The sequence below is a fragment of the Pseudomonas sp. s4 genome, from assembly GCF_046764235.1.
Taxonomy (GTDB): Bacteria; Pseudomonadota; Gammaproteobacteria; order Pseudomonadales; family Pseudomonadaceae; genus Aquipseudomonas; species Aquipseudomonas asiatica.
The window spans coordinates 5,420,908-5,446,833 of record NZ_CP177209.1 but is presented as its reverse complement, the minus strand read 5'-3'; the positions used below and the strand labels follow the sequence as shown (position 1 = coordinate 5,446,833).

Here is a 25,926-nt window from a genome sequence, read left to right as displayed (position 1 = left end):
GAGGGGTGGGTTGCCTGTTCTGGCCCTATCGCCGGCAAGCCAGATCCCACAGGGTCACCACAGGATCTGAGTGCTGCGCTGTACCTGTGGGAGCTGGCTTGCCGGCGATAGGGCCGGGCCTGCCTCAGCGCAAATCAGCCTCTGGCACCGTGGTCCGCTGCGCAATCGCCTCGGGCCGCCACTGCTTGCGAGCTACCGCCAATACCTCCGCCGGCGTTGCCTGCAACAACTCGGGGTCGGCTTTCTGCCCCAGCGCCCGCAGCGCCCGCAGCAACAGCGGTGTCGCCTGGTCCGCCTGCAGCGGCGGCGAGCGGTACGACTTGCCCAGCTTGTGCCCGTCCGGCTGCACGATCAGCGGAATATGCAGGTAACGTGGCTGCGAGAAGCCCAGCAACTCTTGCAGGTACAGCTGGCGCGGGGTGTTGTCGAGCAGGTCGGCGCCACGCACGATGTCGGTAACACCTTGCCAGGCATCGTCCAGTACCACCGCCAGTTGGTAGGCATACAGCCCGTCGCGGCGCTGGATGACGAAATCGCCCACTTCACGCCCCAGGTGCTGCTGGAACTCGCCCTGTACGCGGTCGGTAAAGCGGTAGATCAGCTCTGGCACGCGCAGGCGGATCGCCGCGCCATCCCTAGCATGCCCGGCATTGCGGCAAAGGCCCGGGTAGATACCGTTGTAACCCTCAAGCTGCTTGCGCGAGCAGGTGCAGGCGTAGGCCAGGCCCATGTTGAACAGGCGGTCGACTACCGCGGCATAGGCATCGTGCCGCTGGCTCTGGAACACCACTTCGCCGTCCCACTCCAGGCCGTAGCGCTCCAGGGTCTGCAGGATCGCATCGCGAGCACCGGGCATTTCCCGAGGCGGGTCGGTGTCTTCCATGCGCAGCAGCCAGCGGCCGTTCACGGCGCGGGCATCGAGCCAGGAGGCGAGGGCGGCGACCAGCGAGCCGAAGTGCAGGAAGCCGCTGGGCGTGGGGGCGAAACGCCCGATGTAGCTTGAGTGGGTCATGGTCAGGCTGGGCATATAAATGAAACGGGGCGCATGATGCGCCCCGTTCAGGTGGAAAGAAAGATCAGCCTTTGCCGACCGTCTTTTCCTTTTTCTCGGCGATTTCCTTGCAGTCGAAGCACAGGTCGGCGGTAGGGCGGGCCTCCAGGCGACGCAGGCCGATCTCGATGCCGCACGATTCGCACCAGCCGTACTCGTCGGCCTTGATCTTGTCGAGGGTCTTGTCGATTTTCTTGATCAGCTTGCGCTCGCGATCGCGGTTGCGCAGCTCCAGGGCGAATTCTTCTTCCTGGCTGGCACGGTCGGCCGGGTCGGGGAAGTTGGCTGCCTCGTCCTTCATGTGGTCCACAGTGCGGTCCACACTGGTCATCAGCTCTTGCTTCCAGGCGCCGAGAAGCTTGGTGAAGTGCTTCTTCATGGGCTCGCCCATGTACTCTTCACCTTTGGATTCTACGTAGGGCTCGACACCGTACATGGTCTGGGCTTTTTGCTTTTCTACGGTGGACATGAATAGACCGCCTCTCACTCATCTGATCCAATGCGCAGGCTGCTCCATCTCCGGCACCCGCCGGCCCTGCGACTGCGAGCCGCCGAACTTACCAGATAGATCGGGGGTGCGCTACCCCGCCCGATCCTGGTAATTGACAGCGGCCTGAGCCGCACGTTCGGTGGCGTGCAGAGGTAGAATCTCCAGTTTAGACCCAATTGAGAGAAGGTCATGGCCCACCCCTACAGTGCGCGCAGCCGCGCCATCGAACCCTTCCACGTCATGGCGCTGCTGGCCCGGGCCAACGAGCTGCAGGCGGCCGGGCACGACGTGATCCACCTGGAAATCGGCGAGCCGGACTTCACCACGGCCACGCCCATCGTTGCCGCCGGCCAGGCAGCATTGGCCGCCGGGCACACCCGCTACACCGCCGCACGCGGCCTGCCGGCACTGCGCGAAGCCATTGCCGGGTTCTATGGCCAGCGTTACGGCCTGAGTGTCGACCCTGAACGCATCCTCATCACCCCGGGTGGCTCCGGTGCGCTGCTGCTGGCCAGCAGCTTGCTGGTAGACCCAGGCAAGCACTGGCTGCTGGCCGACCCAGGCTACCCGTGCAACCGCCACTTCCTGCGCCTGGTCGAGGGCGGGGCGCAGCTGGTGCCGGTGGGCCCGGACGTGAATTACCAGCTGACTGCCGACCTTGTCGACCGCTACTGGGACAAGGACACGGTCGGAGCCCTGGTCGCCTCGCCGGCCAACCCGACCGGTACCGTGCTGGGGCGTGACGACCTGGCCAGCCTGTCCCGCGCCACCCGTGAACGGCACGGCCATCTGGTGGTGGACGAGATCTATCACGGGCTGACCTATGGCATGGACGCGCCCAGCGTGCTGGAAGTGGACGACTCGGCATTCGTCCTGAATAGTTTTTCCAAGTATTTCGGCATGACCGGTTGGCGCCTCGGCTGGCTGGTGGCGCCTCCTGGCGCGGTGGCCGACCTGGAGAAGCTGGCACAAAACCTGTACATCAGTGCGCCAAGCATGGCCCAACATGCCGCGCTGGCGTGTTTCCAGCCCGAAACCCTGGCCATTTTCGAGGAGCGCCGCGCCGAGTTCGCCCGCCGCCGCGATTACCTGTTGCCTGCCTTGCGCGAACTGGGCTTCCGCATTGCCGTCGAGCCGCAGGGGGCGTTTTACCTGTATGCCGATATCAGTGCCTTTGGCGGTGACGCGTTCGCCTTCTGCCGGCACTTCCTGGAGACCGAGCACCTGGCCTTCACCCCGGGCCTGGACTTCGGCCGTCACCTGGCCGGCCACCATGTGCGCTTTGCCTACACCCAGAGCCTGCCGCGCCTGGAAGAGGCGGTGCAGCGGATTGCTCGCGGCCTGCGGAGCTGGCAAGGCTGATGCAGTTCCATCCCCCACTCGAACAGGGCCGCCTGCTGCGCCGCTACAAACGCTTTCTGGCGGATATCGAACTGCCCGGCGGCGAACAACTCACCATCCACTGCCCCAACACCGGCTCCATGCTCAACTGCATGCGTGAAGGCGGGCAGGTGTGGTTCAGCCGCTCCAACGACCCCAAGCGCAAGCTACCGGGTACTTGGGAAATCAGCGAAACCCCGCAGGGGCGGCTGGCCTGTGTGAATACCGGGCGGGCCAATGCGCTGGTCGAAGAGGCCCTGCGTGCCGGCATCATCGCCGAACTGGCCGGCTTCAGTGCGCTAAGGCGTGAGGTGGCCTACGGCGAGGAAGGCAGCCGCATCGACTTTCGCCTGGAGTTCGACGGTGCCCCGGCCTATGTCGAGGTCAAGAGCGTGACCCTGGGCTACCCAGCCAGCACGGTCGCGGCCTTTCCTGATGCGGTGACCCAGCGCGGCGCCAAGCACCTGCGAGAGCTGGCGAAGTTGGCCAGGCAAGGCGTGCGGGCTGTGCAACTGTATTGTGTGAACCTGACCGGTATCGACGCGGTGCGCCCGGCCGAGGAAATCGATGCGGCTTATGCCCAGGCCCTGCGCGCGGCAGTTTCAGATGGAGTGGAGGTGCTGGCCTACGGCGCACGCCTGGACTCCGAAGGCATTGTCATCGACCGCCGCCTGCCGGTGCTGCTTACCCCTTGAGCCAGATGCCCTGGCTGTCCTCGTGGCAGCCCAGGGCCTGCAGTTGCTCGCCCTCGCACGGCCCGGCCACGCATTCTCCACTTTCGATCAGAAACAGCGCGCCATGATGGGCGCAGTGAATCAGGCTGGCGCTGTCATCGAGAAACGCATCTTCCACCCAGTTCAGCGGGATACCGCGGTGCGGGCAACGGTTGCGGTAGAGGTACACCTGGCCCTGGCGGCGCACGCCGAACAGTTCGATGCCGTCTACGCTGAAGGCTCGGCTATGGCCTTCGGCCAGGCCGTGGGAGGTACAAAGGAAGTGCATGGCAAGGACGACTCGTGGAACAAGTGATGGCTTGACGCTTCAATGCGAATAATTATCAAATTGTCCATATTCGCTGCGCCCGGCTGCCTATGGTGCGCAGTTCCGTCGCTCGCCACAAGGCGCGCGGCTCGCCTGCAGAAGGAACCCGATGATGCGCCGTCCTGTCGCCTTGCTCGCTCTGTGCGCGAGCGTTGTGCTGTCCACCCAGGCCCTGGCGGCCGAGCTGCCGCAGCGTTGGGTCAGCGCTGGTGGCGCACTGAGCGAATGGATCAGCGCTCTTGGCGGTGAAGCGCGCTTGGTGGGTGTGGACACCACCAGCCAGCACCCGCAATCGCTGAAGTCACTGCCTAGCGTCGGCTACCAGCGGCAGTTGTCTGCGGAAGGCATTCTCAGCCTGCGCCCAGATGTGCTGGTGGGCACCGAAGAAATGGGGCCGCCACCGGTACTGGCGCAAATCCGCAAGGCTGGCGTGCGGGTCGAACTGTTCTCCAGCAAAGCCGAGGTGGCGGCGGTGGATGAAAACCTCAAGCATCTGGGGCAATTGCTGGGCGCAGAAGAGCAGGCCGCGGTCTTGGCGTCGGGTTACCACCAGCAGCTCGATGCCTTGCAGGCCAGGGTCAGGCAGGCCCAGGCCGGGCAGAAGGCGCCAGGAGTGTTGCTGCTGGTCGGGCATGCGGGTGCCAAGCCGCTGATCGCCGGGCAGGGTACCGCCGGCGACTGGCTGCTGAGCCAGGCAGGCGGGCGCAACTTGGCAGAACATCAGGGCTACAAGAATTTCTCCAGCGAAGCACTGGCTGCGCTGGACCCGGATGTGATCGTGTTTTCCGACCGGGCGCTGGCCGATGACGAAGCCTTGAAGGCGTTGCTGAAAGAAAACCCCGCGCTGGCGACCTCGCGCGCCGTGCGAGAGAAACGCCTGGTATCGCTTGACCCGACACTGTTGGTCGGCGGGCTCGGGCCACGCCTGCCGGCAACACTTCAGTTGCTTGCGGCTACCTTCTATCCGGCCGCCAAGATCAGCCTCTCCCAATGAAACAACGCGTCCAGCCACGCACACTGTTCGTTTGCCTGAGCCTGTTGTGCCTGTTGGCGGTGTGGTTGTCTTTGGCCCTGGGGCCGGTCAGCCTGCCGCTGTTCGATACCCTGCGTGCCGGCTTGCGCCTGCTGGGGTTGCCCATTGCCGCTGACGGCCTGCAGCAGGCCGAGATGATCCTCGGCCAGATCCGCCTGCCGCGCACCTTGCTGGGGTTGGCGGTGGGCGCGGTGCTGGCGCTGTCTGGTGTGGCCATGCAGGGGCTGTTCCGTAACCCGCTGGCCGACCCCGGGCTGGTAGGGGTTGCCGCCGGAGCAGCGGTGGGCGCGGCGGTGGCCATCGTTGGCGGCAGTTGGCTGGGCGGCATGCCGGATGTGCTTGCCCCTTACCTGTTGTCGGTGTGCGCTTTCATCGGCGGGCTGGGCGTGACTGCGCTGGTTTATCGTCTGGGGCGACGCGACGGCCAGACCAACGTCGCCACGATGCTGCTGGCCGGTGTGGCCATGACCGCGCTGGGCGGTGCTGCCGTGGGGCTGTTCTCCTACCTGGCCGACGACGCCACGCTGCGCACGCTGACCTTCTGGAACCTGGGCAGCCTCAATGGTGCTAGTTACCAGCGGCTGTGGCCTTTGCTGCTGGTGGCTGCGGGCGTGGCAGTGTGGCTGCCACGTCGGGCCAAGGCGTTGAATGCCATGCTGCTTGGTGAATCGGAGGCGCGTCACCTGGGCATTGACGTGGAGCGGCTCAAGCGCGAGCTGGTGTTCTGCACGGCGCTCGGCGTGGGTGCGGCGGTGGCGGCAGCAGGGCTGATCGGTTTCATCGGCCTGGTGGTGCCGCACCTGGTGCGCCTGCTGGCCGGGCCTGATCACCGTGTGGTGCTGCCAGCTTCCTTGTTGGCTGGCGGTGTGCTGATGCTGTTCGCCGATTTGGCGGCGCGGCTGCTGCTGGCGCCTGCCGAGCTGCCGATCGGCATCGTCACGGCCTTTATCGGCGCACCGTTCTTCCTGTTCCTGCTGATACGAGGGCGCAGTTGATGTTGCAAGCCGAGGGGCTGTACTTGCGGCGGGGCAGCAACGAAGTGCTGCATGACATTCATCTGCAGCTGAGCCAGGGGCAGGTGGTGGGCGTGCTCGGCCCCAACGGTGCCGGCAAGAGCAGCCTGCTAGGAGTACTGTGTGGTGAGCTGGCGCCCGATCACGGGCGGGTGACGCTACAGGGCAGGCCACTGGCGGACTGGGCAGGGCAGGAGCGGGCCAGGCGCCTGGCGGTGTTGCCGCAGGTGTCCAGCCTGGGGTTCTCGTTCCGGGTCGAGGAAGTGGTGGGCATGGGGCGCATGCCCCATGGCACCGGGCAGCGGCGCGATGCTGAAATCGTCGAAGCGGCCTTGCGGGCAGCGGATGCCTGGCACCTGGTGGAGCGCAGTTACCTGGCGTTGTCTGGCGGCGAGCGGCAAAGAGTGCACCTGGCTCGGGTGCTGGCGCAGCTGTGGCCGGGCGAGGCGGGTACAACCCTGCTGCTGGACGAGCCAACCTCGATGCTCGACCCGTTGCACCAGCACACCACCCTCGAAGCCGTGCGCCGCTTTGCCGACCGTGGCGCCGCGGTGCTGGTGATCCTGCATGACCTGAACCTGGCGGCGCGCTACTGTGATCGTATCCTGCTGCTGGAGCAGGGGCGCTGCCATGCCTTTGCCGCACCGTCAGCAGTGCTGACGCCGGCGGCGTTGAAGGCGGTATACGGGATCGACGTACTGGTACAGGCGCACCCGGAGCGTGGGCATCCGCTGATCATCACTCGCTAACGCTGGCGCGATCTTTGTAGGAGCGGCCTTGTGTCGCGAAAGGGCTGCAGAGCAGCCCCGGCAATTTGTGCATCACTGCTGAAAATCTGGGGCCGCTTTGCGGCCCTATCGCGACACAAGGCCGCTCCTACAAGGGCTCGTGCAGACCATGAATGGAGATACTGCCCATGCGACATCCGCTGCTGTCCGCTTTCTTGCTGTGCCTGGTGCTGGTACTGGGTGGCTGCCAGGCCAGCCTGCCACCGCCGCCCGCCTGGCAGAGCAGTGAGGGGCGCAGCCATGCCGAGCTGGGGCATATCGTCGATCTTGCCAAAGGCCAACTGATCAGCCCTGAGCAACTGGTGCAGCGCCTGTCTGCCGCCCCCCGGGTGCTTGTCGGCGAGAAACACGACAACCCTGACCATCACGCACTGCAGCTGTGGCTGCTGCGCGCCCTGCAAGACCAACGTGTGCAGGGCAGCCTGCTGCTGGAAATGCTGCAGCCTGAGCAACAACCGCTGCTGGACAAGCTCGCGGGGCAACCATTACCGGCAGACCTGCCCAGGGCCATGGCTTGGCAGGACGGCTGGGATTGGCAGCTGTACGGGCCAATCGTGACCGAGGCTTTGCAGCAGCGGGTGCCTGTGCTGGCCGCCAACCTCTCGCCCGGCGAGATGCGCCAGGCCTATCGTCAGCCGGCTTTGTTACCGGGCGAACGCTCCAATGCGCCGACGGTCAAGGCCGCCTTGCTGGAGCATGTGCGTGCCGGGCATTGCGGGATGCTGCCAGAAAGCCAGTTGCCGGCGATGCTGGCCGTGCAGCAGCAGCGCGACCGGCGCATGGCCGAGCGCTTGCTGGCGGCGCCGCAGCCAGCACTGCTGCTGGCCGGGGCCTATCACGTGCGCAAGGACCTGGGTGTACCGTTGCACTTGGCTGACCTGCAAGCGCAGGGGGAGAGCAAGGTGCTACTGCTAGCTGAGGTTGGTGAGCAGGTCGAGGCAGGCGAGGCTGATTTTGTGTGGTACACGGCAGCGATGCCGGAGCAGGACTATTGCGCGCAACTGCGGTGACGGGGCTGTAAAAGGCAAAAAAAGACCCGGCAAATTGCCGGGTCAATAACCGTGATTAGCCTGATGAGGAGATAATCTGAGAGTCCGAACCAGGGGCTCTTAGCTTATCCAACCAGTCTCGCGACCAGTTGTGATAATCATAACTATTCTCATTTCGACGTCAATCCCTTTCCCGAGATTATTTCTGATTTTTTTGCGCAGGGCTTTTCGCATCCAGTTGTTGGTTGAGCGCTTCTTTGCGCTCCAGCGGCAAATCGTTCCAGTGCATGTCCAGCAGGGCGCCTTCAATGGCATACAACAGCACCTTCGATGCGCGGAACCCTCGTGTCTTCACGGCCTGGTACGCACCTACCGCGCCCAGGCGGCGCAGATCCGATGCACTGTGGATGCCGGCTGCATGCAGCCACTGCGCAGAGGTCTTGCCAAGGTTCTTCAGATGCTGCAATTCATCGTTCATCGAGCCTCCTTGCGATGGCTGAACGGGGATTGGGGGATAAATCGCGAGCAGGTCAGAGAGGAGTGTAGCGGGGGATAGGAAATGCGCGGCCTTTTGCCATAGGGGGCGACGAGATGTCCTGTGCCGGCCTATTCGCGGGTTCATCCGCGAAGTGGCCGGTCCAGGAAAACGCTGAACTTACAGCCCAGGCAAGCGCTGGCGAATCTGCTCGATCACTTGGTCCATGCTCCCGGCGCTCTGGGTATCGACGCGGGTGCTCTGCACCAGCTCTTGTGCACTCAGCGGCTCACGGCTGGCCTGCTGGGTCTTGACCACTTCCAGGGTGGCATCCGACGGGTCGGTGTTTTCTGCCCGGCGCTGTTCCAGCCAGCTGGCGATGACCGCTTCTGGCGCATGGCAGTCGAGGATCAGGAACGGCACGCCCGTCTGGCTGGCGATGTCCGCCGCGGCCTGGCGCTGATCACGTTTGAGGTAGGTGGCATCCAGCACCACCGGGAAGCCGGCCCGCAGTACGGTCGCTGCCACCTCGTGCAGGCGCTGGTAGGTCGCGACACTGGCGTCCTGATCATAGATGCCGGTACTCAGCTGGCCAGCCTCAGCCTGCTGCTGTTCACCGAACAGGCGCTTGCGCTCCACATCCGAACGCACGCGGACGGCGCCAAGGGCTTCGACCATGCGCATGGCCACGTGGCTTTTGCCCACAGCCGAAACACCGTGGGTAATGGCCAGCAGGCGCGACGGGATGGCGCTGTAGCTTTCTGCCAGGTTGGCATAGTTGCGGTAGGTGCGAAGAGTGGTGGCGCGCTGCACGCCATCGGCATCGGCTGGCATGCTGAACAGTGCAACCTTGGCCCGCACCAGCGCGCGGTAGGCTTTGTAGAAGTTGAGCAGTTCCAGGCCTTCGTAGTCGCCGGTCAGTTCCAGGTACTGGCTGATGAAGCGGCGGGCCAGGCATTTCAGGCCGCGGTCTTCCAGGTCCATGGCCAGGAAGCCGGTATCGGCGTACACATCGGTCAGGCGGAACGGTTCGTTGAACTCGATGCAGTCGAAGATCACCACCTTGCCGTCGATCAGGGTGGCGTTGCCCAGGTGGATGTCACCGTGGCACTCACGGATGAAACCATTGGCCTTGCGCTTTTCCAGCAGGCCATGCAGGCGCTCGAAGCTGCTGCGTGCCCAGGCCTGCAGGGCGTCGAGTTGCTGCAGGTCGGCCTTGTCGCTGAGGAACGGGCGAATCTGCTCGAAGTTCTGCTCCACAGGTGCCATCACGCTGTCCGGCGTGCCCAGTGGGTGCTCCACCGGCACGCGTGGGGCCTGCAGGTGGAACTCGGCGATCTGCCGGGCCATCTGGTCGATGTGCGCGGCGTTCAGTTCACCATTGGCCTGCAGGGTGTTGAGCATCTGCCCCTGGGGGAACTGACGCATCTTCAGCACGTACTCGATGGCTTCGCCTTCACCGCCGATCTGCGGCGCATCGACGCTACCGGTTATCGGCAACACTTCAAGGTACAGGCCGTCGGTCAGGCGCTGGTTCAGGCGCAATTCTTCGTTACAGAAATGCCGGCGCTGGTCCAGGCCAGTGAAGTCGAGGAAGCCGAAGTTCATCGGCTTCTTGATCTTGTAGGCATACTCGCCGGTGAGCAGGACCCAGGAGATATGCGTCTCGATGAGCTGGAACCCATCCACGGGGTGAGGGTACAGGGCTGGGTTCTGCAACGCAGTGATAAGGGCTTGGCTCACGGGAAATCCTTCCGGGGGCAGGGAATTCGAATGCGCCATTATGGTCAATGGTGCCGTCCCTGCCTACCGCCGGGGGCGTCTGCCCAGCCTTTATAAAGTGCGTATAATCCGCCGCCATGACCCGAACTCGAAATCCCCGTACCCCTCAGAAACGCCCGACCGGCCGCTCCCGCGCCTGGCTGGGCTGGGCTTTGAAGCTCAGCCTGGTCGGCCTGGTGATAGTCGCCGGCTTCGCGGTTTACCTCGATGCCGTTGTCCAGGAAAAGTTTTCCGGCAAGCGCTGGACCATCCCGGCCAAGGTGTATGCCCGGCCGCTGGAGCTGTTCACCGGCCAGAAACTGAGCAAGAACGACTTCCTCACCGAGCTGGACGCGCTCGGCTACCGGCGTGAAAGCGCGGCCAACGGCCCGGGAGCGGCGGCAGTCAACGGCAACACCGTCGAGCTCAATACCCGTGGCTTCCAGTTCTACGAGGGCATGGAGCCGGCGCAGTTCGTGCGTGTGCGCTTCTCCGGCGATTACGTGGCGGGCCTTTCCGGCGCCAACGGCAAGACGCTTGACGTAGTGCGCCTGGAGCCGCTGATGATCGGCGGCATCTACCCGAAAAACCTCGAAGACCGCATCCTGATCAAGATCGACCAGGTACCGCCCTACCTGCTCGAAACTCTGGTGGCGACGGAAGACCGCGATTTCTACAGCCACTTCGGGGTGTCGCCCAAGTCCATCGCCCGAGCCATGTGGGTCAATACCTCGGCAGGTTCCATGCGCCAGGGTGGCAGCACCCTGACCCAGCAGTTGGTGAAGAACTTCTACCTCACCAGCGAGCGCAGCCTCAGCCGCAAGCTGACCGAGGCGATGATGGCTGTGTTGCTGGAGCTGCACTACGACAAGCGCGAGATCCTCGAGGCCTACCTCAACGAGGTGTTCGTCGGCCAGGATGGTCAGCGTGCAGTGCACGGCTTCGGCCTCGCCAGCCAGTTCTTCTTTAGCCAACCGCTGTCGGAGCTGAAATTGCACCAGATCGCTCTGCTGGTGGGTATGGTCAAGGGGCCGTCCTACTACAACCCGCGTCGCTATCCGGACCGCGCCCTGGCCCGCCGCAACCTGGTGCTCGACCTGGTGGCCGAGCAGGGCGTGGCCAGCCAGGCAGAAGTCGATGCAGCGAAGAAGATGCCGCTGGGCGTGACCAAGCGCGGCAGCCTGGCAGACAGCTCGTTCCCGGCCTTCCTCGACCTGGTCAAGCGTCAGCTGCGCCAGGACTACCGCGATGAAGACTTGACCGAAGAAGGGCTGCGCATCTTCACCAGCTTCGACCCGATCCTGCAGATGAAGGCCGAAACCTCGATGAGCGAGACCTTCAAGCGCCTCGCGGGGCGCAAGGGGGCGGACGAGGTTGAGTCGGCGATGGTCGTGACCAATCCGGAAACCGGTGAGGTGCAGGCGCTGATCGGCAGCCGCCAGGCCGGCTTTGCCGGCTTCAACCGCGCCATTGATGCCGTGCGGCCGATCGGTTCGCTGGTCAAGCCGGCGGTGTACCTGACCGCGCTGGAACAACCGACCAAGTACACCTTGACCAGTTGGGTGCAGGACGAGCCGTTCTCGGTCAAAGGTGCCGACGGCCAGGTCTGGCGCCCGCAGAACTACGATCGTCGCCCGCATGGCACCATCTACCTGTACCAGGGGCTGGCCAACTCCTACAACCTGTCGACTGCCAAGATCGGCCTGGAAGTGGGTGTGCCCAACGTGATCAAGACCATTGGCCGGCTGGGAGTGAACGTTGACTGGCCAGCCTTCCCGGCCATGCTGCTGGGTGCCGGCGGCATGTCGCCAATGCAGGTCGCGACGATGTACCAGACCATCGCCAACGGCGGCTTCAATACCCCGATGCGCGGTATCCGCAGCGTGCTCACCGCCGAGGGCGAGCCGCTAAAACGCTACCCGTTCCAGATCCAGCAAACCTTCGACCCGGGGGCTATCTACCTGGTGCAGAACGCCATGCAGCGGGTGATGCGCGAAGGCACCGGCCGCTCGGTGTACAACACTTTGCCGCGCAATCTCACCCTGGCGGGCAAGACCGGTACCAGTAACGATTCGCGCGACAGCTGGTTCTCCGGGTTCAGTCAGGACCTGCTGGCCGTGGTATGGATGGGTCGTGACGACAACGGCAAGACGCCATTTACTGGTGCCACCGGCGCCCTGCAGGTGTGGACCAGCTTCATGAAGAAGGCCGACCCGCTGCCGCTGGACATGCCGCAACCGGACAACGTGGTGCAGGCCTGGATTGACCCGTACAGTGGCCATGGGTCTGATGGCAGCTGTCCGGGAGCGGTGCAGATGCCGTATATTCGCGGGAGTGAACCGCCCGCCGGCGCGACCTGTGGCGGCGAGCAGGATCCAGTTGAATCGGTCATGGACTGGGTCAAGGGCTGGATGAATTAAGCACAGGCTGCATTGATGAGGTGTGACGTGAACAAGTGGCTGTTTCCTGCCGTGACGGCGCTGGCTGTGCTCCAGGGGTGCGCCAGCGTCCCGCGCGGCAATATTCCGGTGGTCGACTCGAGCACCCGGGTGTCCAACAGCGAACGCGTGACGGCCAATCGCTCTGCGGGTGGCTATAACGCAGGTACCGCGCAGGCTCAAACGCTGCCTGAAGACTCCGGCGTGACCGTGATGATCCCACAGGGCGCTGGCGCTTCGGGCATCCAGACGTTCCCGGCGGCCAATGGCGCGGCGCCAATCAGCACCTCGCCGATTACCCCGGGGCCGATCACCCCAGGCCCAATTACCACTGGTCCGGTCACTTCGGCACCAATGACCACCAATCCAAACCCGATCGCCGACGAACCCTTCGACATCGCGGCGATGAACAGCGCCCCGCAAAGCACCAGCGCGCCAACCGGTATTCCGCGTAGCGGTGCTGCTACCGGTGGCCTGTCGGCCGACGAGCAGCTGGACGGCCCGGTGCTGGCGCTGCTGACCACCGCGAAGACCCAGCAGGGCAGCGGTGACTTCAACGGTGCCGCATCGAGCCTGGAGCGTGCTCAGCGCATTGCCCCGCGCGAGCCACAGGTACTGTACCGTCTGGCCCAGGTACGCCTGTCGCAAGGTGATGCACCGCAGGCCGAGCAGTTGGCGCGTCGTGCTTTGACTTACGCCAACGGCCGCCCGAGCCTGCAGGCCGAGCTGTGGAACACCATCGCCCAGGCCCGCGAGAAGCAGGGTGACAGCGCTGGTGCCGCACTGGCCCGGCAAAAGGCACGGGTCAATTCGTGATGATCGAGCAGCGCATTCTGGATGTTGCCGACCACCTGCTGCTGATCGAACGAGAGCTGCAGGTGCAAGGCTGGTGGGATGACGAGCCGCCAAGCGATGAGGCACTGGCCAGCACGGTGCCTTTCGCAGTCGATACCCTCAGTTTCGAGCAGTGGCTCCAATGGATCTTCCTGCCGCGGATGAAGATCATCATCGAGCTGGGCCACCCGCTGCCTAGTGCGTCCGGCATCCTGGTAATGGCTGAAACGGTATTTACCGACCGGCCAGAGCAAAGTCGTGAGCTACGCCGCCTGTTGGCAGCATTTGACCAATTGATTGCTCCTTCCGCCTGATTTCTTCAGTTTTTCCTTCAAGGGCCGCAGATTGTGGCCCTTTTTTGTGGAAATCTTATTTATTCTGCTGCTGAAGCGATTTTTAGTGGTGGCAGGGATTCATCTTGGGGAAAAATTGGCAATAATTTTTCTTGACTTGTTGGCGCCGAATCAGAAGAATCCAATCTCCGCTGTAGAGGGACTGCCAGAAGCAGACCCGCTAAGCAGATCATGAGGCGCACACCCGCGCCGACCTGTTACACCCCGCAACGCGTTACCTCGCGCTGGGTGGGAAAACCCCGCAACACTCTGGGGCGCTCCCAATACTTGCTCAGTCAGTGCTGACGTTCGCTCATGCTCTGCTTGGCAGTAAACCTATTAAGACCCGTCCAGTGAGGGCGGTATTCTGGCGTTTTAGAGGTGAACAACGTGGAGCTTTTATCTGGCGCTGAGATGGTCGTCCGCTTCTTGCGTGACGAAGGCGTTAAGCACATCTACGGGTACCCTGGTGGTGCTCTCCTGCATGTTTACGACGCGCTGTTCAAGGAACCGGAAGTCGAGCACATCCTGGTTCGTCATGAGCAGGCAGCTACCCATATGGCGGACGGCTACGCCCGCGCCACCGGCAAGGCCGGCGTGGTGCTGGTAACCTCCGGCCCGGGCGCGACCAATGCCATTACCGGTATTGCCACCGCCTACATGGATTCGATTCCGATGGTCATCCTGTCCGGCCAGGTGCCTAGCACCATGGTGGGTACCGATGCCTTCCAGGAAACCGACATGATCGGTATTTCGCGGCCGATCGTGAAGCACAGCTTCATGATCAAACATGCCAGCGAAATCCCCGAAGTTCTGAAAAAAGCTTTCTACCTGGCGCAATCCGGTCGCCCAGGTCCGGTCGTGGTCGACATTCCAAAAGATATGACCAACCCGGCCGAGAAGTTCGAATACGTCTATCCGAAAAAGGTCAAGCTGCGCTCCTATAGCCCAGCGGTACGCGGCCACTCCGGCCAGATCCGCAAGGCTGCAGAGATGCTGCTGGCGGCCAAGCGCCCGATCGTCTACTCCGGTGGCGGCGTGATCCTCGGTGGTGGCTCCGAAGCCCTGACCGAAATCGCCAAGTCGCTGAACCTGCCGGTCACCAATACCCTGATGGGGCTGGGTGGCTTCCCGGGTACCGACCGCCAGTTCCTCGGCATGCTCGGCATGCACGGCAGCTTCACTGCCAACATGGCCATGCATCATGCCGACGTCATCTTCGCCGTCGGTGCCCGTTTCGACGACCGCGTGGTCAACGGCCCGGCCAAGTTCTGCCCGAATGCCAAGATCATCCATATCGACATCGACCCGGCGTCGATCTCCAAGATGATCAAGGCCGACGTGCCGATCGTCGGCCCGGTCGACAGCGTGCTCAGCGAAATGCTCGGCATCCTCAAGGAAATCGGCGAGCAGCCTGACAAGGCGGCGCTGGATGCCTGGTGGAAGCAGATCGACGAATGGCGTGGCAATGGCGAGCTGTTCCCTTACGACAAGGGTGACGGCAATGTCATCAAGCCGCAGAAAGTCATCGAGACTCTGTGCGAAGTGACCAATGGCGATGCCTTCGTCACCTCCGACGTGGGTCAGCACCAGATGTTCGCGGCGCAGTACTACCGCTTCAACAAGCCGAACCGCTGGATCAACTCCGGTGGCCTGGGCACCATGGGCTTCGGTTTCCCGGCGGCGATGGGCGTCAAGCTCAACTTCCCGGACCAGGACGTGGCCTGCGTGACCGGCGAAGGCAGCATCCAGATGAATATCCAGGAGCTGTCCACCTGCATGCAGTACGGCCTGCCGGTGAAGATCGTCAACCTGAACAACGGTGTGTTGGGCATGGTCCGTCAGTGGCAGGACATGGCCTACAACGGTCGTCACTCGCACTCGTACGTCGAGTCGCTGCCTGACTTCATCAAGCTGGCCGAGGCCTATGGCCATGTGGGTATCCGCATCACCAGCCTGAAGGACCTCAAGCCGAAGCTGGAAGAAGCGTTTGCGATGAAGGACCGCCTGGTGTTCATCGACATCGCGGTTGACCGCAGTGAGCACGTCTATCCGATGCAGATCAAGGATGGCTCGATGCGTGACATGTGGCTGAGCAAGACGGAGCGTACCTGATATGCGGCACATCATCTCCCTGCTGCTGGAAAACGAACCAGGTGCGTTGTCCCGCGTGGTCGGCCTGTTCTCCCAGCGTAACTACAACATTGAAAGCCTGACCGTGGCGCCGACCGAAGACCCGACCCTGTCGCGTCTGACGCTGACCACCGTTGGCCATGACGAAGTGATCGAACAGATCACCAAGAACCTGAACAAGCTGGTCGAAGTGGTCAAGCTCGTCGACCTGTCGGAAAGCGCTCACATCGAGCGTGAACTGATGCTGGTCAAGGTCAAGGCCACCGGTGCCCAGCGCGCCGAGATCAAACGCACCACGGATATCTTCCGTGGCCAGATCGTCGATGTGACTGCCAGCGTGTACACCGTGCAGCTGAGCGGCACCAGCGACAAACTGGACAGCTTCATCCAGGCGATCGGCACTGCATCGATTCTCGAAACCGTGCGCAGCGGCGTTACCGGCATTGCCCGTGGCGACAAAGTGCTCAGCATCTGAATTCAAATTAGCGATGGCTCCGCAGGGGCCGAGATATAACCAGGGGTATTTTCATGAAAGTTTTCTACGATAAAGACTGCGACCTTTCCATCATTCAGGGTAAGAAAGTCGCCATCATCGGTTACGGTTCCCAGGGCCACGCTCAGGCGTGCAACCTGAAGGACTCCGGTGTGGATGTCACCATCGGTCTGCGTAAAGGTTCGGCCACCGTTGCCAAGGCAGAAGCCCACGGCCTGAAAGTGACCGACGTTGCCTCTGCCGTCGCTGCTGCCGACCTGGTCATGATCCTGACCCCGGACGAGTTCCAGGGCCAACTGTACAAGCAGGAAATCGAGCCGAACATCAAGAAGGGCGCTACCCTGGCCTTCTCCCATGGCTTCTCGATCCACTACAACCAGGTTGTTCCTCGTGCCGACCTCGACGTGATCATGATCGCGCCGAAGGCCCCGGGCCACACCGTTCGCTCCGAGTTCGTCAAGGGCGGCGGTATCCCTGACCTGATCGCCATCTACCAGGACGCCTCCGGCAACGCCAAGAATGTTGCCCTGTCGTACGCTTCGGGCGTAGGCGGCGGCCGTACCGGCATCATCGAAACCACCTTCAAGGACGAGACCGAAACCGACCTGTTCGGTGAGCAGGCTGTTCTGTGTGGCGGTACTGTCGAGCTGGTCAAGGCCGGTTTCGAAACCTTGGTTGAAGCTGGCTACGCGCCGGAAATGGCCTACTTCGAGTGCCTGCACGAGCTGAAGCTGATCGTTGACCTCATGTACGAAGGCGGCATCGCCAACATGAACTACTCGATCTCCAACAACGCCGAGTACGGTGAGTACGTAACCGGTCCGGAAGTCATCAACGAAGAATCCCGCAAGGCCATGCGCAATGCCCTGAAGCGCATCCAGGACGGCGAGTACGCGAAGATGTTCATCTCCGAAGGTGCTACCAACTACCCATCGATGACCGCCAAGCGCCGCAACAACGCCGCTCACGGCATCGAAATCATCGGCGAGCAGCTGCGCTCGATGATGCCGTGGATCTCGGCTAACAAAATCGTCGACAAGACCAAGAACTAAGTCTTATCGAAAGATGAAAAACGCGGCTTCGGCCGCGTTTTTTCGTTCTGACAGTCAGCTTCTGGTATAAAGCAGACCAGTGGCCTGCCGTCAGAACCTGTTTTGCAGGTCCGTGTCGAACATTTTCCATCCTGTTGCAAGGTACCCTCCATGAGCGAACGTCCCGAAGAGCCGAACAAGCCCTCCGACGCCGAAAGCCTGCTACCTGTCGATGAGCACGTTGAAGAAGGGCATGACGCCGAAGGGCGCAAGGTACGCCATCGTGGCATCTACCTGCTGCCCAACCTGTTTACCACCGCCAACCTGTTTGCCGGTTTCTATTCCATCATCAGCTCGATGAGCGCGCAGAGCGCCCTGAGTGCCGGTGACCCGCGCGAGGCGAGCAAGTACTTTGCCTTCGCTGCGATCGCCATCTTCGTGGCCATGGTGCTCGACGGCCTGGATGGCCGTGTCGCGCGCATGACCAACACACAGAGCGCCTTTGGTGCCGAGTACGACTCACTGTCGGACATGGTTGCCTTTGGTGTCGCTCCGGCCTTGCTGGCCTTTGGCTGGGCGCTGGGCGACATGGGCAAGGTTGGCTGGATGGTTGCCTTCATCTATGTGGCCGGTGCAGCACTGCGCCTGGCACGCTTCAATACCCAGGTCGGCACCGCCGACAAGCGCTACTTCATCGGCCTTGCCAGTCCTGCTGCTGCGGGTGTGGTCGCGGGTACCGTGTGGGCGTTCAGCGACTACGGCATCCAGGGCTCCAAGCTGTCGTTCCTGGTGGCGCTGCTGGTGGCTGCTGCCGGCATGCTGATGGTCAGCAACATCAAGTACAACAGCTTCAAGGAGCTGGACCTGAAGGGGCGTGTGCCGTTCGTGGCTATCCTGGCCGTGGTGCTGGTGTTTGCCGTGGTGTTCAGCGACCCGCCGCGTATCCTGCTGCTGATCTTCCTCGCCTATGCGGCTTCGGGCCCGATTCAGTTCCTGCTGAAGTCACGCCGTCGCAAAGCGTGACAATCATTTAATGCTGGAATAACCCGCCGGCTCCATAGTCTTACTGGTACATCCGTTATCCAGTGCTGTGGAGCCGCTCATGCTCATCAAGCTTCCCAGGTCTTCCGAGTGCAAGGCGTCGGAGATCACCCCCGAAGGCATCTATCTCTCCCGTCGTACCCTGCTGGGTGGCTCGTTGGCTGGCCTGGCCCTGGGCGCTTTGCCGAGCATGGCGCGCGCAGCTGAAGCCAGCCGATACGCCGATGTCGAGGCGGGCAGGGCGCCTGGCTGGTTCAATGAAAAGCTCGCAGCTACCCGATGGCAGGCAGTAACGGTCAAGGGTGAGGCAATCACGCCGTTCAAGGATGCCACCCACTACAACAACTTCTACGAGTTCGGGCCTGACAAGGGCGACCCGGCGGCCAATGGCGACAGCCTGAAGACCGAACCGTGGAGCGTTGTGGTCGATGGCGAAGTGGGTAAGCCCGGCCGCTATGCGCTGGAGGACTTCGTCAAACCGTACCAGCTCGAAGAGCGCATCTACCGGCTGCGGTGCGTGGAGGCGTGGTCGATGGTCATTCCGTGGCTGGGCTTCCCGTTGGCGCAGGTGCTCAAGCAGGTCGAGCCGACATCCAAGGCACGTTATGTGCGCTTCGAAACCCTGAAAGACCCGGAGCACATGCCGGGGCAGCGTTCGGGTTTCGCCTTGATCGACTGGCCTTATAGAGAAGGCTTGCGCCTGGATGAGGCAATGCATCCTTTAGCGATCCTGGCGGTCGGGATGTATGGCCGGGAGCTGCCCAACCAGAATGGCGCGCCGTTGCGGCTGGTGGTGCCGTGGAAGTATGGCTTCAAGAGCATCAAGTCGATCGTGCGTATCAGCCTGGTGGCGGAGCAGCCGGGCACCACCTGGGAAGGGCTGGCGCCGGATGAATATGGGTTCTATGCCAATGTGAACCCGACGGTCGACCACCCCCGTTGGAGCCAGGCGCGTGAACGGCGGCTGCCCAGCGGGCTGTTCAGTCCCAATGTGCGGGAAACCCAGATGTTCAATGGCTATGCCGATGAAGTGGCGTCGCTGTATACCGGGCTTGATCTGCGGAAGAACTATTGATGCGTTACCCCTGGTTTCGTCTGGCCATTTTCATCGTGGGATGCCTGTTCCCAGTCTGGTGGTTGTATGAGGCGGCGATGAATGTGCTAGGGCCTGATCCCGGAAAGATCATGATGGACCGGCTTGGGCTCGGGGCGCTGACCTTCCTGCTGGTTACCTTGGGCATGACGCCGCTGCAGAAGCTGACGGGATGGTCGGGCTGGATCGTGGTGCGCCGGCAGTTGGGGTTGTGGGTGTTTGCCTATATCGTGCTGCACGTCCTGGCTTACCTGTTCTTCATCCTTGGGTTGGACTGGGGGCAGTTGGCGGTGGAGTTGCGCAAGCGGCCATACATAATTGTGGGTGCGCTTGGGTTTCTTGGATTGCTGGCCCTGGCGGTTACCTCGAATCGGTATAGCCAGCGGCGGTTGGGAGCGAGGTGGAAGAAGCTGCACCGGTTGGTGTACGTGATACTTGGGTTGGGTTTGCTGCATTTTCTGTGGATCGTGCGCTCGGATTTGCGGGAGTGGGCGATTTATGCGGTTATTGGGGCTGTGTTGATGGTGTTGCGGGTTCCTGCTGTTGCGCGGGTGCTGCCCAGGATTGGCCGGAGATAGGGGAGGGGCAAGGGCCTGTCTTGAGATGGCATTGCCTTTGAAATGTGCCTGCCTTGAGTTTTCTGGCGCCTGTGAGATCGAGCGCCGCCCGCGCGGCGCTCGATCTCACAGGCGCAGAAGGTGTTGTGGCGAGCACCTGGTAGCCTTGATAAGGTCTTCGCCTGGAACATTTCAAATAAATGAAATTAACCCTTGACCGCCTTCTGAATCCCCTTATAATGCGCCCCACTTCCAGCGACGCCGGAACGACAAACTCCTTGATTTTCAAAGAGTTAGATAGTTGAAGCGAAGTTGAAAGGGCTACGATCAAATGATCGGCAGCGGTTGAGATGATGGTTGACAGCGCTTCTAAACGCTGTATGATTCGCCTCCCGCTGCGAGAGATCGCGGTAAGTCAAGTGTTTGAAGCTAAACGAGTTTCTCGCAAAAAACTTCAAAATAAACGCTTGACAGCAAATGAGGAAAGCGTAGAATGCGCGCCTCGGTTGAGACGAAAGGCTCTTAACCAAACGCTCTTTAACAAATCGAATCAAGCAATTCGTGTGGGTGCTTGTGAGTACGGACTGATAGTCACAAAGATTATCAGCATCACAAGTGGCCATGCGAGAAATCACATAGTCATTTGAGATTGCTGAGCCAAGTTTAGGGTTTCTTAAAAACCCAAGCAGTATTGAACTGAAGAGTTTGATCATGGCTCAGATTGAACGCTGGCGGCAGGCCTAACACATGCAAGTCGAGCGGATGACGGGAGCTTGCTCCTTGATTCAGCGGCGGACGGGTGAGTAATGCCTAGGAATCTGCCTGGTAGTGGGGGACAACGTTTCGAAAGGAACGCTAATACCGCATACGTCCTACGGGAGAAAGCAGGGGACCTTCGGGCCTTGCGCTATCAGATGAGCCTAGGTCGGATTAGCTAGTTGGTGAGGTAATGGCTCACCAAGGCGACGATCCGTAACTGGTCTGAGAGGATGATCAGTCACACTGGAACTGAGACACGGTCCAGACTCCTACGGGAGGCAGCAGTGGGGAATATTGGACAATGGGCGAAAGCCTGATCCAGCCATGCCGCGTGTGTGAAGAAGGTCTTCGGATTGTAAAGCACTTTAAGTTGGGAGGAAGGGCAGTAAGTTAATACCTTGCTGTTTTGACGTTACCGACAGAATAAGCACCGGCTAACTCTGTGCCAGCAGCCGCGGTAATACAGAGGGTGCAAGCGTTAATCGGAATTACTGGGCGTAAAGCGCGCGTAGGTGGTTCGTTAAGTTGGATGTGAAAGCCCCGGGCTCAACCTGGGAACTGCATCCAAAACTGGCGAGCTAGAGTACGGTAGAGGGTGGTGGAATTTCCTGTGTAGCGGTGAAATGCGTAGATATAGGAAGGAACACCAGTGGCGAAGGCGACCACCTGGACTGATACTGACACTGAGGTGCGAAAGCGTGGGGAGCAAACAGGATTAGATACCCTGGTAGTCCACGCCGTAAACGATGTCAACTAGCCGTTGGAATCCTTGAGATTTTAGTGGCGCAGCTAACGCATTAAGTTGACCGCCTGGGGAGTACGGCCGCAAGGTTAAAACTCAAATGAATTGACGGGGGCCCGCACAAGCGGTGGAGCATGTGGTTTAATTCGAAGCAACGCGAAGAACCTTACCAGGCCTTGACATGCAGAGAACTTTCCAGAGATGGATTGGTGCCTTCGGGAGCTCTGACACAGGTGCTGCATGGCTGTCGTCAGCTCGTGTCGTGAGATGTTGGGTTAAGTCCCGTAACGAGCGCAACCCTTGTCCTTAGTTACCAGCACGTTATGGTGGGCACTCTAAGGAGACTGCCGGTGACAAACCGGAGGAAGGTGGGGATGACGTCAAGTCATCATGGCCCTTACGGCCTGGGCTACACACGTGCTACAATGGTCGGTACAGAGGGTTGCCAAGCCGCGAGGTGGAGCTAATCTCACAAAACCGATCGTAGTCCGGATCGCAGTCTGCAACTCGACTGCGTGAAGTCGGAATCGCTAGTAATCGCGAATCAGAATGTCGCGGTGAATACGTTCCCGGGCCTTGTACACACCGCCCGTCACACCATGGGAGTGGGTTGCACCAGAAGTAGCTAGTCTAACCTTCGGGAGGACGGTTACCACGGTGTGATTCATGACTGGGGTGAAGTCGTAACAAGGTAGCCGTAGGGGAACCTGCGGCTGGATCACCTCCTTAATCGACGACATCAGCCTACTGATGAGCTCCCACACGAATTGCTTGATTCATTGTAAAAGACGATGCTGTAACGCGACCCTGTTATAGGTCTGTAGCTCAGTTGGTTAGAGCGCACCCCTGATAAGGGTGAGGTCGGCAGTTCAAATCTGCCCAGACCTACCATTACATGGTTCAGCCGTAGAATACGGGGCCATAGCTCAGCTGGGAGAGCGCCTGCCTTGCACGCAGGAGGTCAGCGGTTCGATCCCGCTTGGCTCCACCACTTTCGCCGTACGCAGTAGCTTGTCAGAACTTAGAAATGAACATTCAGTTCGAATGTTGATTTCTGACTTTCGTCAGATCGTTCTTTAAAAATTCGGATATGTGATAGATATAGACTGATGACCAGTTTCACTGCTGGTTAATCAGGCTAAGGTAAAATTTGTGAGTTCTGCTCGAAAGAGCAACATGCGAATTTTCGGCGAATGTCGTCTTCACAGTATAACCAGATTGCTTGGGGTTATATGGTCAAGTGAAGAAGCGCATACGGTGGATGCCTTGGCAGTCAGAGGCGATGAAAGACGTGGTAGCCTGCGATAAGCTTTGGGGAGTCGGCAAACAGACTGTGATCCAGAGATCTCTGAATGGGGGAACCCACTCAGCATAAGCTGAGTATCTTGTACTGAATACATAGGTGCAAGAGGCGAACCAGGGGAACTGAAACATCTAAGTACCCTGAGGAAAAGAAATCAACCGAGATTCCCTTAGTAGTGGCGAGCGAACGGGGACCAGCCCTTAAGTTGATTTGAGATTAGTGGAACGCTCTGGAAAGTGCGGCCATAGTGGGTGATAGCCCCGTACACGAAAATCTCTTGTCAATGAAATCGAGTAGGACGGAGCACGAGAAACTTTGTCTGAATATGGGGGGACCATCCTCCAAGGCTAAATACTACTGACTGACCGATAGTGAACCAGTACCGTGAGGGAAAGGCGAAAAGAACCCCGGAGAGGGGAGTGAAATAGAACCTGAAACCGTATGCGTACAAGCAGTGGGAGCCTACTTTGTTAGGTGACTGCGTACCTTTTGTATAATGGGTCAGCGACTTATATTCAGTGGCGAGCTTAACCGAATAGGGGAGGCGTAGCGAAAGCGAGTCTTAATAGGGCGTTTAGTCGCTGGGTATAGACCCGAAACCGGGCGATCTATCCATGGGCAGGTTGAAGGTTAGGTAACACTGACTGGAGGACCGAACCGACTACCGTTGAAAAGTTAGCGGATGACCTGTGGATCGGAGTGAAAGGCTAATCAAGCTCGGAGATAGCTGGTTCTCCTCGAAAGCTATTTAGGTAGCGCCTCATGTATCACTCCAGGGGGTAGAGCACTGTTTCGGCTAGGGGGTCATCCCGACTTACCAAACCGATGCAAACTCCGAATACCTGGAAGTGCCGAGCATGGGAGACACACGGCGGGTGCTAACGTCCGTCGTGAAAAGGGAAACAACCCAGACCGTCAGCTAAGGTCCCAAAGTCATGGTTAAGTGGGAAACGATGTGGGAAGGCTTAGACAGCTAGGAGGTTGGCTTAGAAGCAGCCACCCTTTAAAGAAAGCGTAATAGCTCACTAGTCGAGTCGGCCTGCGCGGAAGATGTAACGGGGCTCAAACCATGCACCGAAGCTACGGGTGTCATCTTTGATGACGCGGTAGAGGAGCGTTCTGTAAGCCTGTGAAGGTGAGTTGAGAAGCTTGCTGGAGGTATCAGAAGTGCGAATGCTGACATGAGTAACGACAATGCGAGTGAAAAACTCGCACGCCGAAAGACCAAGGTTTCCTGCGCAACGTTAATCGACGCAGGGTTAGTCGGTCCCTAAGGCGAGGCTGAAAAGCGTAGTCGATGGAAAACAGGTTAATATTCCTGTACTTCCAGTTATTGCGATGGAGGGACGGAGAAGGTTAGGCCAGCCTGGCGTTGGTTGTCCAGGTTTAAGGTGGTAGGCTGAAATCTTAGGCAAATCCGGGATTTCAAGGCCGAGAGCTGATGACGAGTTGCCTTTAGGCGACGAAGTGGTTGATACCATGCTTCCAAGAAAAGCTCCTAAGCTTCAGATAACTGGGAACCGTACCCCAAACCGACACAGGTGGTTAGGTAGAGAATACCAAGGCGCTTGAGAGAACTCGGGTGAAGGAACTAGGCAAAATGGCACCGTAACTTCGGGAGAAGGTGCGCCGGCGAGGGTGAAGGACTTGCTCCGTAAGCCCATGCCGGTCGAAGATACCAGGCCGCTGCGACTGTTTATTAAAAACACAGCACTCTGCAAACACGAAAGTGGACGTATAGGGTGTGACGCCTGCCCGGTGCCGGAAGGTTAATTGATGGGGTTAGCGCAAGCGAAGCTCTTGATCGAAGCCCCGGTAAACGGCGGCCGTAACTATAACGGTCCTAAGGTAGCGAAATTCCTTGTCGGGTAAGTTCCGACCTGCACGAATGGCGTAACGATGGCGGCGCTGTCTCCACCCGAGACTCAGTGAAATTGAAATCGCTGTGAAGATGCAGTGTATCCGCGGCTAGACGGAAAGACCCCGTGAACCTTTACTATAGCTTTGCACTGGACTTTGAATTTGCTTGTGTAGGATAGGTGGGAGGCTTTGAAGTGGGGACGCCAGTTCTCATGGAGCCATCCTTGAAATACCACCCTGGCAACTTTGAGGTTCTAACTCAGGTCCGTTATCCGGATCGAGGACAGTGTATGGTGGGTAGTTTGACTGGGGCGGTCTCCTCCCAAAGAGTAACGGAGGAGTACGAAGGTGCGCTCAGACCGGTCGGAAATCGGTCGTAGAGTATAAAGGCAAAAGCGCGCTTGACTGCGAGACAAACACGTCGAGCAGGTACGAAAGTAGGTCTTAGTGATCCGGTGGTTCTGTATGGAAGGGCCATCGCTCAACGGATAAAAGGTACTCCGGGGATAACAGGCTGATACCGCCCAAGAGTTCATATCGACGGCGGTGTTTGGCACCTCGATGTCGGCTCATCACATCCTGGGGCTGAAGCCGGTCCCAAGGGTATGGCTGTTCGCCATTTAAAGTGGTACGCGAGCTGGGTTTAGAACGTCGTGAGACAGTTCGGTCCCTATCTGCCGTGGACGTTTGAGATTTGAGAGGGGCTGCTCCTAGTACGAGAGGACCGGAGTGGACGAACCTCTGGTGTTCCGGTTGTCACGCCAGTGGCATTGCCGGGTAGCTATGTTCGGAAGAGATAACCGCTGAAAGCATCTAAGCGGGAAACTTGCCTCAAGATGAGATCTCACTGGGATCTTGAATCCCCTGAAGGGCCGTCGAAGACTACGACGTTGATAGGTTGGGTGTGTAAGCGCTGTGAGGCGTTGAGCTAACCAATACTAATTGCCCGTGAGGCTTGACCATATAACACCCAAGCAATTTGCTAGCGCAGATTGCGGTGGTGAAGACGAAGCAACCGAAAGTTCGCAACATCACAAATATCGCATATCCGAATTCGCTGGGCTGTCCATCTGGACATTCTGGCAACAGAATTTCTTGACGACCATAGAGCATTGGAACCACCTGATCCCATCCCGAACTCAGCAGTGAAACGATGCATCGCCGATGGTAGTGTGGGGTTTCCCCATGTGAGAGTAGGTCATCGTCAAGATTCATTTCGCAAAACCCCTATCTGCACATGCAGGTAGGGGTTTTGTCTTTCTGGCCAATAAGCCCAGACCTGTACAACT

At 60.1% G+C, this 25,926-nt stretch carries 20 protein-coding genes, 2 tRNA genes and 3 rRNA genes; 20 read left to right on the top strand and 5 right to left on the bottom strand.

Translation table 11 applies throughout. The annotated features are described in order from the left end of the window. Positions 1 to 124: 124 nt before the first annotated feature. Both gluQRS and dksA read right to left on the bottom strand, forming a co-directional pair. Positions 125 to 1,012 (bottom strand): tRNA glutamyl-Q(34) synthetase GluQRS, encoded by an 888-nt coding sequence (gene gluQRS / locus ACK56M_RS25255; RefSeq protein WP_015271844.1) that lies wholly within the window; start codon positions 1,010 to 1,012, stop codon positions 125 to 127. Positions 1,013 to 1,076: 64 nt separating this feature from the next. Then, positions 1,077 to 1,520 carry an RNA polymerase-binding protein DksA gene (dksA, locus tag ACK56M_RS25250; protein WP_003259209.1) on the bottom strand — a complete coding sequence of 148 codons (444 nt, stop codon included), beginning with the start codon at positions 1,518 to 1,520 and terminating at the stop codon, positions 1,077 to 1,079. Between the two features lie 210 nt (positions 1,521 to 1,730). Between dksA and ACK56M_RS25245 the strand changes: the two genes are divergently transcribed. After that, on the top strand, positions 1,731 to 2,903 hold the full coding sequence (locus ACK56M_RS25245) for a pyridoxal phosphate-dependent aminotransferase (RefSeq protein ID WP_015271843.1): 1,173 nt from the start codon (positions 1,731 to 1,733) through the stop codon (positions 2,901 to 2,903). Then, complete coding sequence (sfsA, locus tag ACK56M_RS25240) at positions 2,903 to 3,616, top strand: DNA/RNA nuclease SfsA (protein ID WP_013974266.1); 714 nt, start codon at positions 2,903 to 2,905, stop codon at positions 3,614 to 3,616. Before ACK56M_RS25245 ends, sfsA begins: the two co-directional genes overlap by 1 nt. Here the strand turns inward: sfsA and ACK56M_RS25235 are convergent. Beyond that, on the bottom strand, positions 3,606 to 3,923 hold the full coding sequence (locus ACK56M_RS25235) for a Rieske (2Fe-2S) protein (RefSeq protein ID WP_015271842.1): 318 nt from the start codon (positions 3,921 to 3,923) through the stop codon (positions 3,606 to 3,608). The two genes, sfsA and ACK56M_RS25235, sit on opposite strands and share 11 nt — an antisense overlap. Before the next feature lie 148 nt (positions 3,924 to 4,071). Here ACK56M_RS25235 and ACK56M_RS25230 point away from each other — a divergent pair, with 148 nt between their 5' ends. From ACK56M_RS25230 to ACK56M_RS25215, 4 genes are all read left to right on the top strand, one after another. Beyond that, positions 4,072 to 4,956: a heme/hemin ABC transporter substrate-binding protein gene (locus ACK56M_RS25230; RefSeq protein ID WP_043935916.1), complete on the top strand. Its 885-nt coding sequence runs from the start codon at positions 4,072 to 4,074 to the stop codon at positions 4,954 to 4,956. A gap of 50 nt (positions 4,957 to 5,006) precedes the next feature. Continuing rightward, positions 5,007 to 5,990: a FecCD family ABC transporter permease gene (locus ACK56M_RS25225; protein ID WP_161551540.1), complete on the top strand. Its 984-nt coding sequence runs from the start codon at positions 5,007 to 5,009 to the stop codon at positions 5,988 to 5,990. Further along, positions 5,990 to 6,757: a heme ABC transporter ATP-binding protein gene (locus tag ACK56M_RS25220; RefSeq protein ID WP_015271839.1), complete on the top strand. Its 768-nt coding sequence runs from the start codon at positions 5,990 to 5,992 to the stop codon at positions 6,755 to 6,757. The genes ACK56M_RS25225 and ACK56M_RS25220 overlap by 1 nt, the downstream gene beginning before the upstream one ends. A gap of 167 nt (positions 6,758 to 6,924) precedes the next feature. Next, complete coding sequence (locus tag ACK56M_RS25215) at positions 6,925 to 7,806, top strand: ChaN family lipoprotein (protein WP_054573648.1); 882 nt, start codon at positions 6,925 to 6,927, stop codon at positions 7,804 to 7,806. Positions 7,807 to 7,984: 178 nt separating this feature from the next. Here the strand turns inward: ACK56M_RS25215 and ACK56M_RS25210 are convergent, their stop codons facing one another. Then, positions 7,985 to 8,263 (bottom strand): TfoX/Sxy family protein, encoded by a 279-nt coding sequence (locus tag ACK56M_RS25210; protein ID WP_013974260.1) that lies wholly within the window; start codon positions 8,261 to 8,263, stop codon positions 7,985 to 7,987. Between the two features lie 177 nt (positions 8,264 to 8,440). Then, positions 8,441 to 10,003 carry an AAA family ATPase gene (locus ACK56M_RS25205; protein WP_054573650.1) on the bottom strand — a complete coding sequence of 521 codons (1,563 nt, stop codon included), beginning with the start codon at positions 10,001 to 10,003 and terminating at the stop codon, positions 8,441 to 8,443. Positions 10,004 to 10,119: 116 nt separating this feature from the next. On the opposite strand from ACK56M_RS25205, the gene mrcB reads away from it, so the two are divergent. The 14 genes from mrcB (at position 10,120) to rrf (ending at position 25,847) form a co-directional block, all read left to right on the top strand. Next, positions 10,120 to 12,441, top strand: coding sequence for a penicillin-binding protein 1B (gene mrcB / locus ACK56M_RS25200; protein ID WP_023661650.1), 2,322 nt, complete (start codon positions 10,120 to 10,122; stop codon positions 12,439 to 12,441). Positions 12,442 to 12,456: 15 nt separating this feature from the next. Further along, positions 12,457 to 13,275, top strand: coding sequence for a tetratricopeptide repeat protein (locus tag ACK56M_RS25195; protein WP_039615235.1), 819 nt, complete (start codon positions 12,457 to 12,459; stop codon positions 13,273 to 13,275). Beyond that, the gene (locus tag ACK56M_RS25190; RefSeq protein WP_015271835.1) at positions 13,275 to 13,607 is read left to right on the top strand and encodes a YqcC family protein; all 333 of its coding nucleotides are present in this window, start codon (positions 13,275 to 13,277) and stop codon (positions 13,605 to 13,607) included. Before ACK56M_RS25195 ends, ACK56M_RS25190 begins: the two co-directional genes overlap by 1 nt. A 408-nt stretch (positions 13,608 to 14,015) precedes the next feature. Next, positions 14,016 to 15,740, top strand: coding sequence for an acetolactate synthase 3 large subunit (locus ACK56M_RS25185; protein ID WP_015271834.1), 1,725 nt, complete (start codon positions 14,016 to 14,018; stop codon positions 15,738 to 15,740). A gap of 1 nt (position 15,741) precedes the next feature. Beyond that, positions 15,742 to 16,233: an acetolactate synthase small subunit gene (ilvN, locus tag ACK56M_RS25180; RefSeq protein ID WP_003250040.1), complete on the top strand. Its 492-nt coding sequence runs from the start codon at positions 15,742 to 15,744 to the stop codon at positions 16,231 to 16,233. Between the two features lie 53 nt (positions 16,234 to 16,286). After that, on the top strand, positions 16,287 to 17,303 hold the full coding sequence (ilvC, locus tag ACK56M_RS25175) for a ketol-acid reductoisomerase (RefSeq protein WP_013974255.1): 1,017 nt from the start codon (positions 16,287 to 16,289) through the stop codon (positions 17,301 to 17,303). Positions 17,304 to 17,453: 150 nt separating this feature from the next. Beyond that, entirely contained in the window at positions 17,454 to 18,305 is an 852-nt protein-coding gene (gene pssA / locus ACK56M_RS25170; protein ID WP_009685387.1) for a CDP-diacylglycerol--serine O-phosphatidyltransferase, read from the top strand. 79 nt (positions 18,306 to 18,384) lie between these two features. Beyond that, a complete protein-coding gene (msrP, locus tag ACK56M_RS25165; RefSeq protein WP_015271833.1) occupies positions 18,385 to 19,398 on the top strand; it encodes a protein-methionine-sulfoxide reductase catalytic subunit MsrP in 1,014 nt (337 codons plus the stop codon). Then, entirely contained in the window at positions 19,398 to 19,994 is a 597-nt protein-coding gene (msrQ, locus tag ACK56M_RS25160; RefSeq protein ID WP_015271832.1) for a protein-methionine-sulfoxide reductase heme-binding subunit MsrQ, read from the top strand. Before msrP ends, msrQ begins: the two co-directional genes overlap by 1 nt. A gap of 672 nt (positions 19,995 to 20,666) precedes the next feature. After that, positions 20,667 to 22,203: ribosomal RNA gene (locus ACK56M_RS25155) — 16S ribosomal RNA — on the top strand. A gap of 85 nt (positions 22,204 to 22,288) precedes the next feature. Further along, positions 22,289 to 22,365: transfer RNA gene (locus ACK56M_RS25150), tRNA-Ile, on the top strand. Between the two features lie 24 nt (positions 22,366 to 22,389). Continuing rightward, a tRNA-Ala gene (locus ACK56M_RS25145) sits at positions 22,390 to 22,465 on the top strand. Positions 22,466 to 22,708: 243 nt separating this feature from the next. Beyond that, a 23S ribosomal RNA gene (locus ACK56M_RS25140) occupies positions 22,709 to 25,600 on the top strand. Positions 25,601 to 25,731: 131 nt separating this feature from the next. Further along, positions 25,732 to 25,847 (top strand): 5S ribosomal RNA (rrf, locus tag ACK56M_RS25135). Together the 16S, 23S and 5S rRNA genes with 2 tRNA genes alongside form the textbook arrangement of a ribosomal RNA operon. Positions 25,848 to 25,926 lie beyond the last annotated feature (79 nt).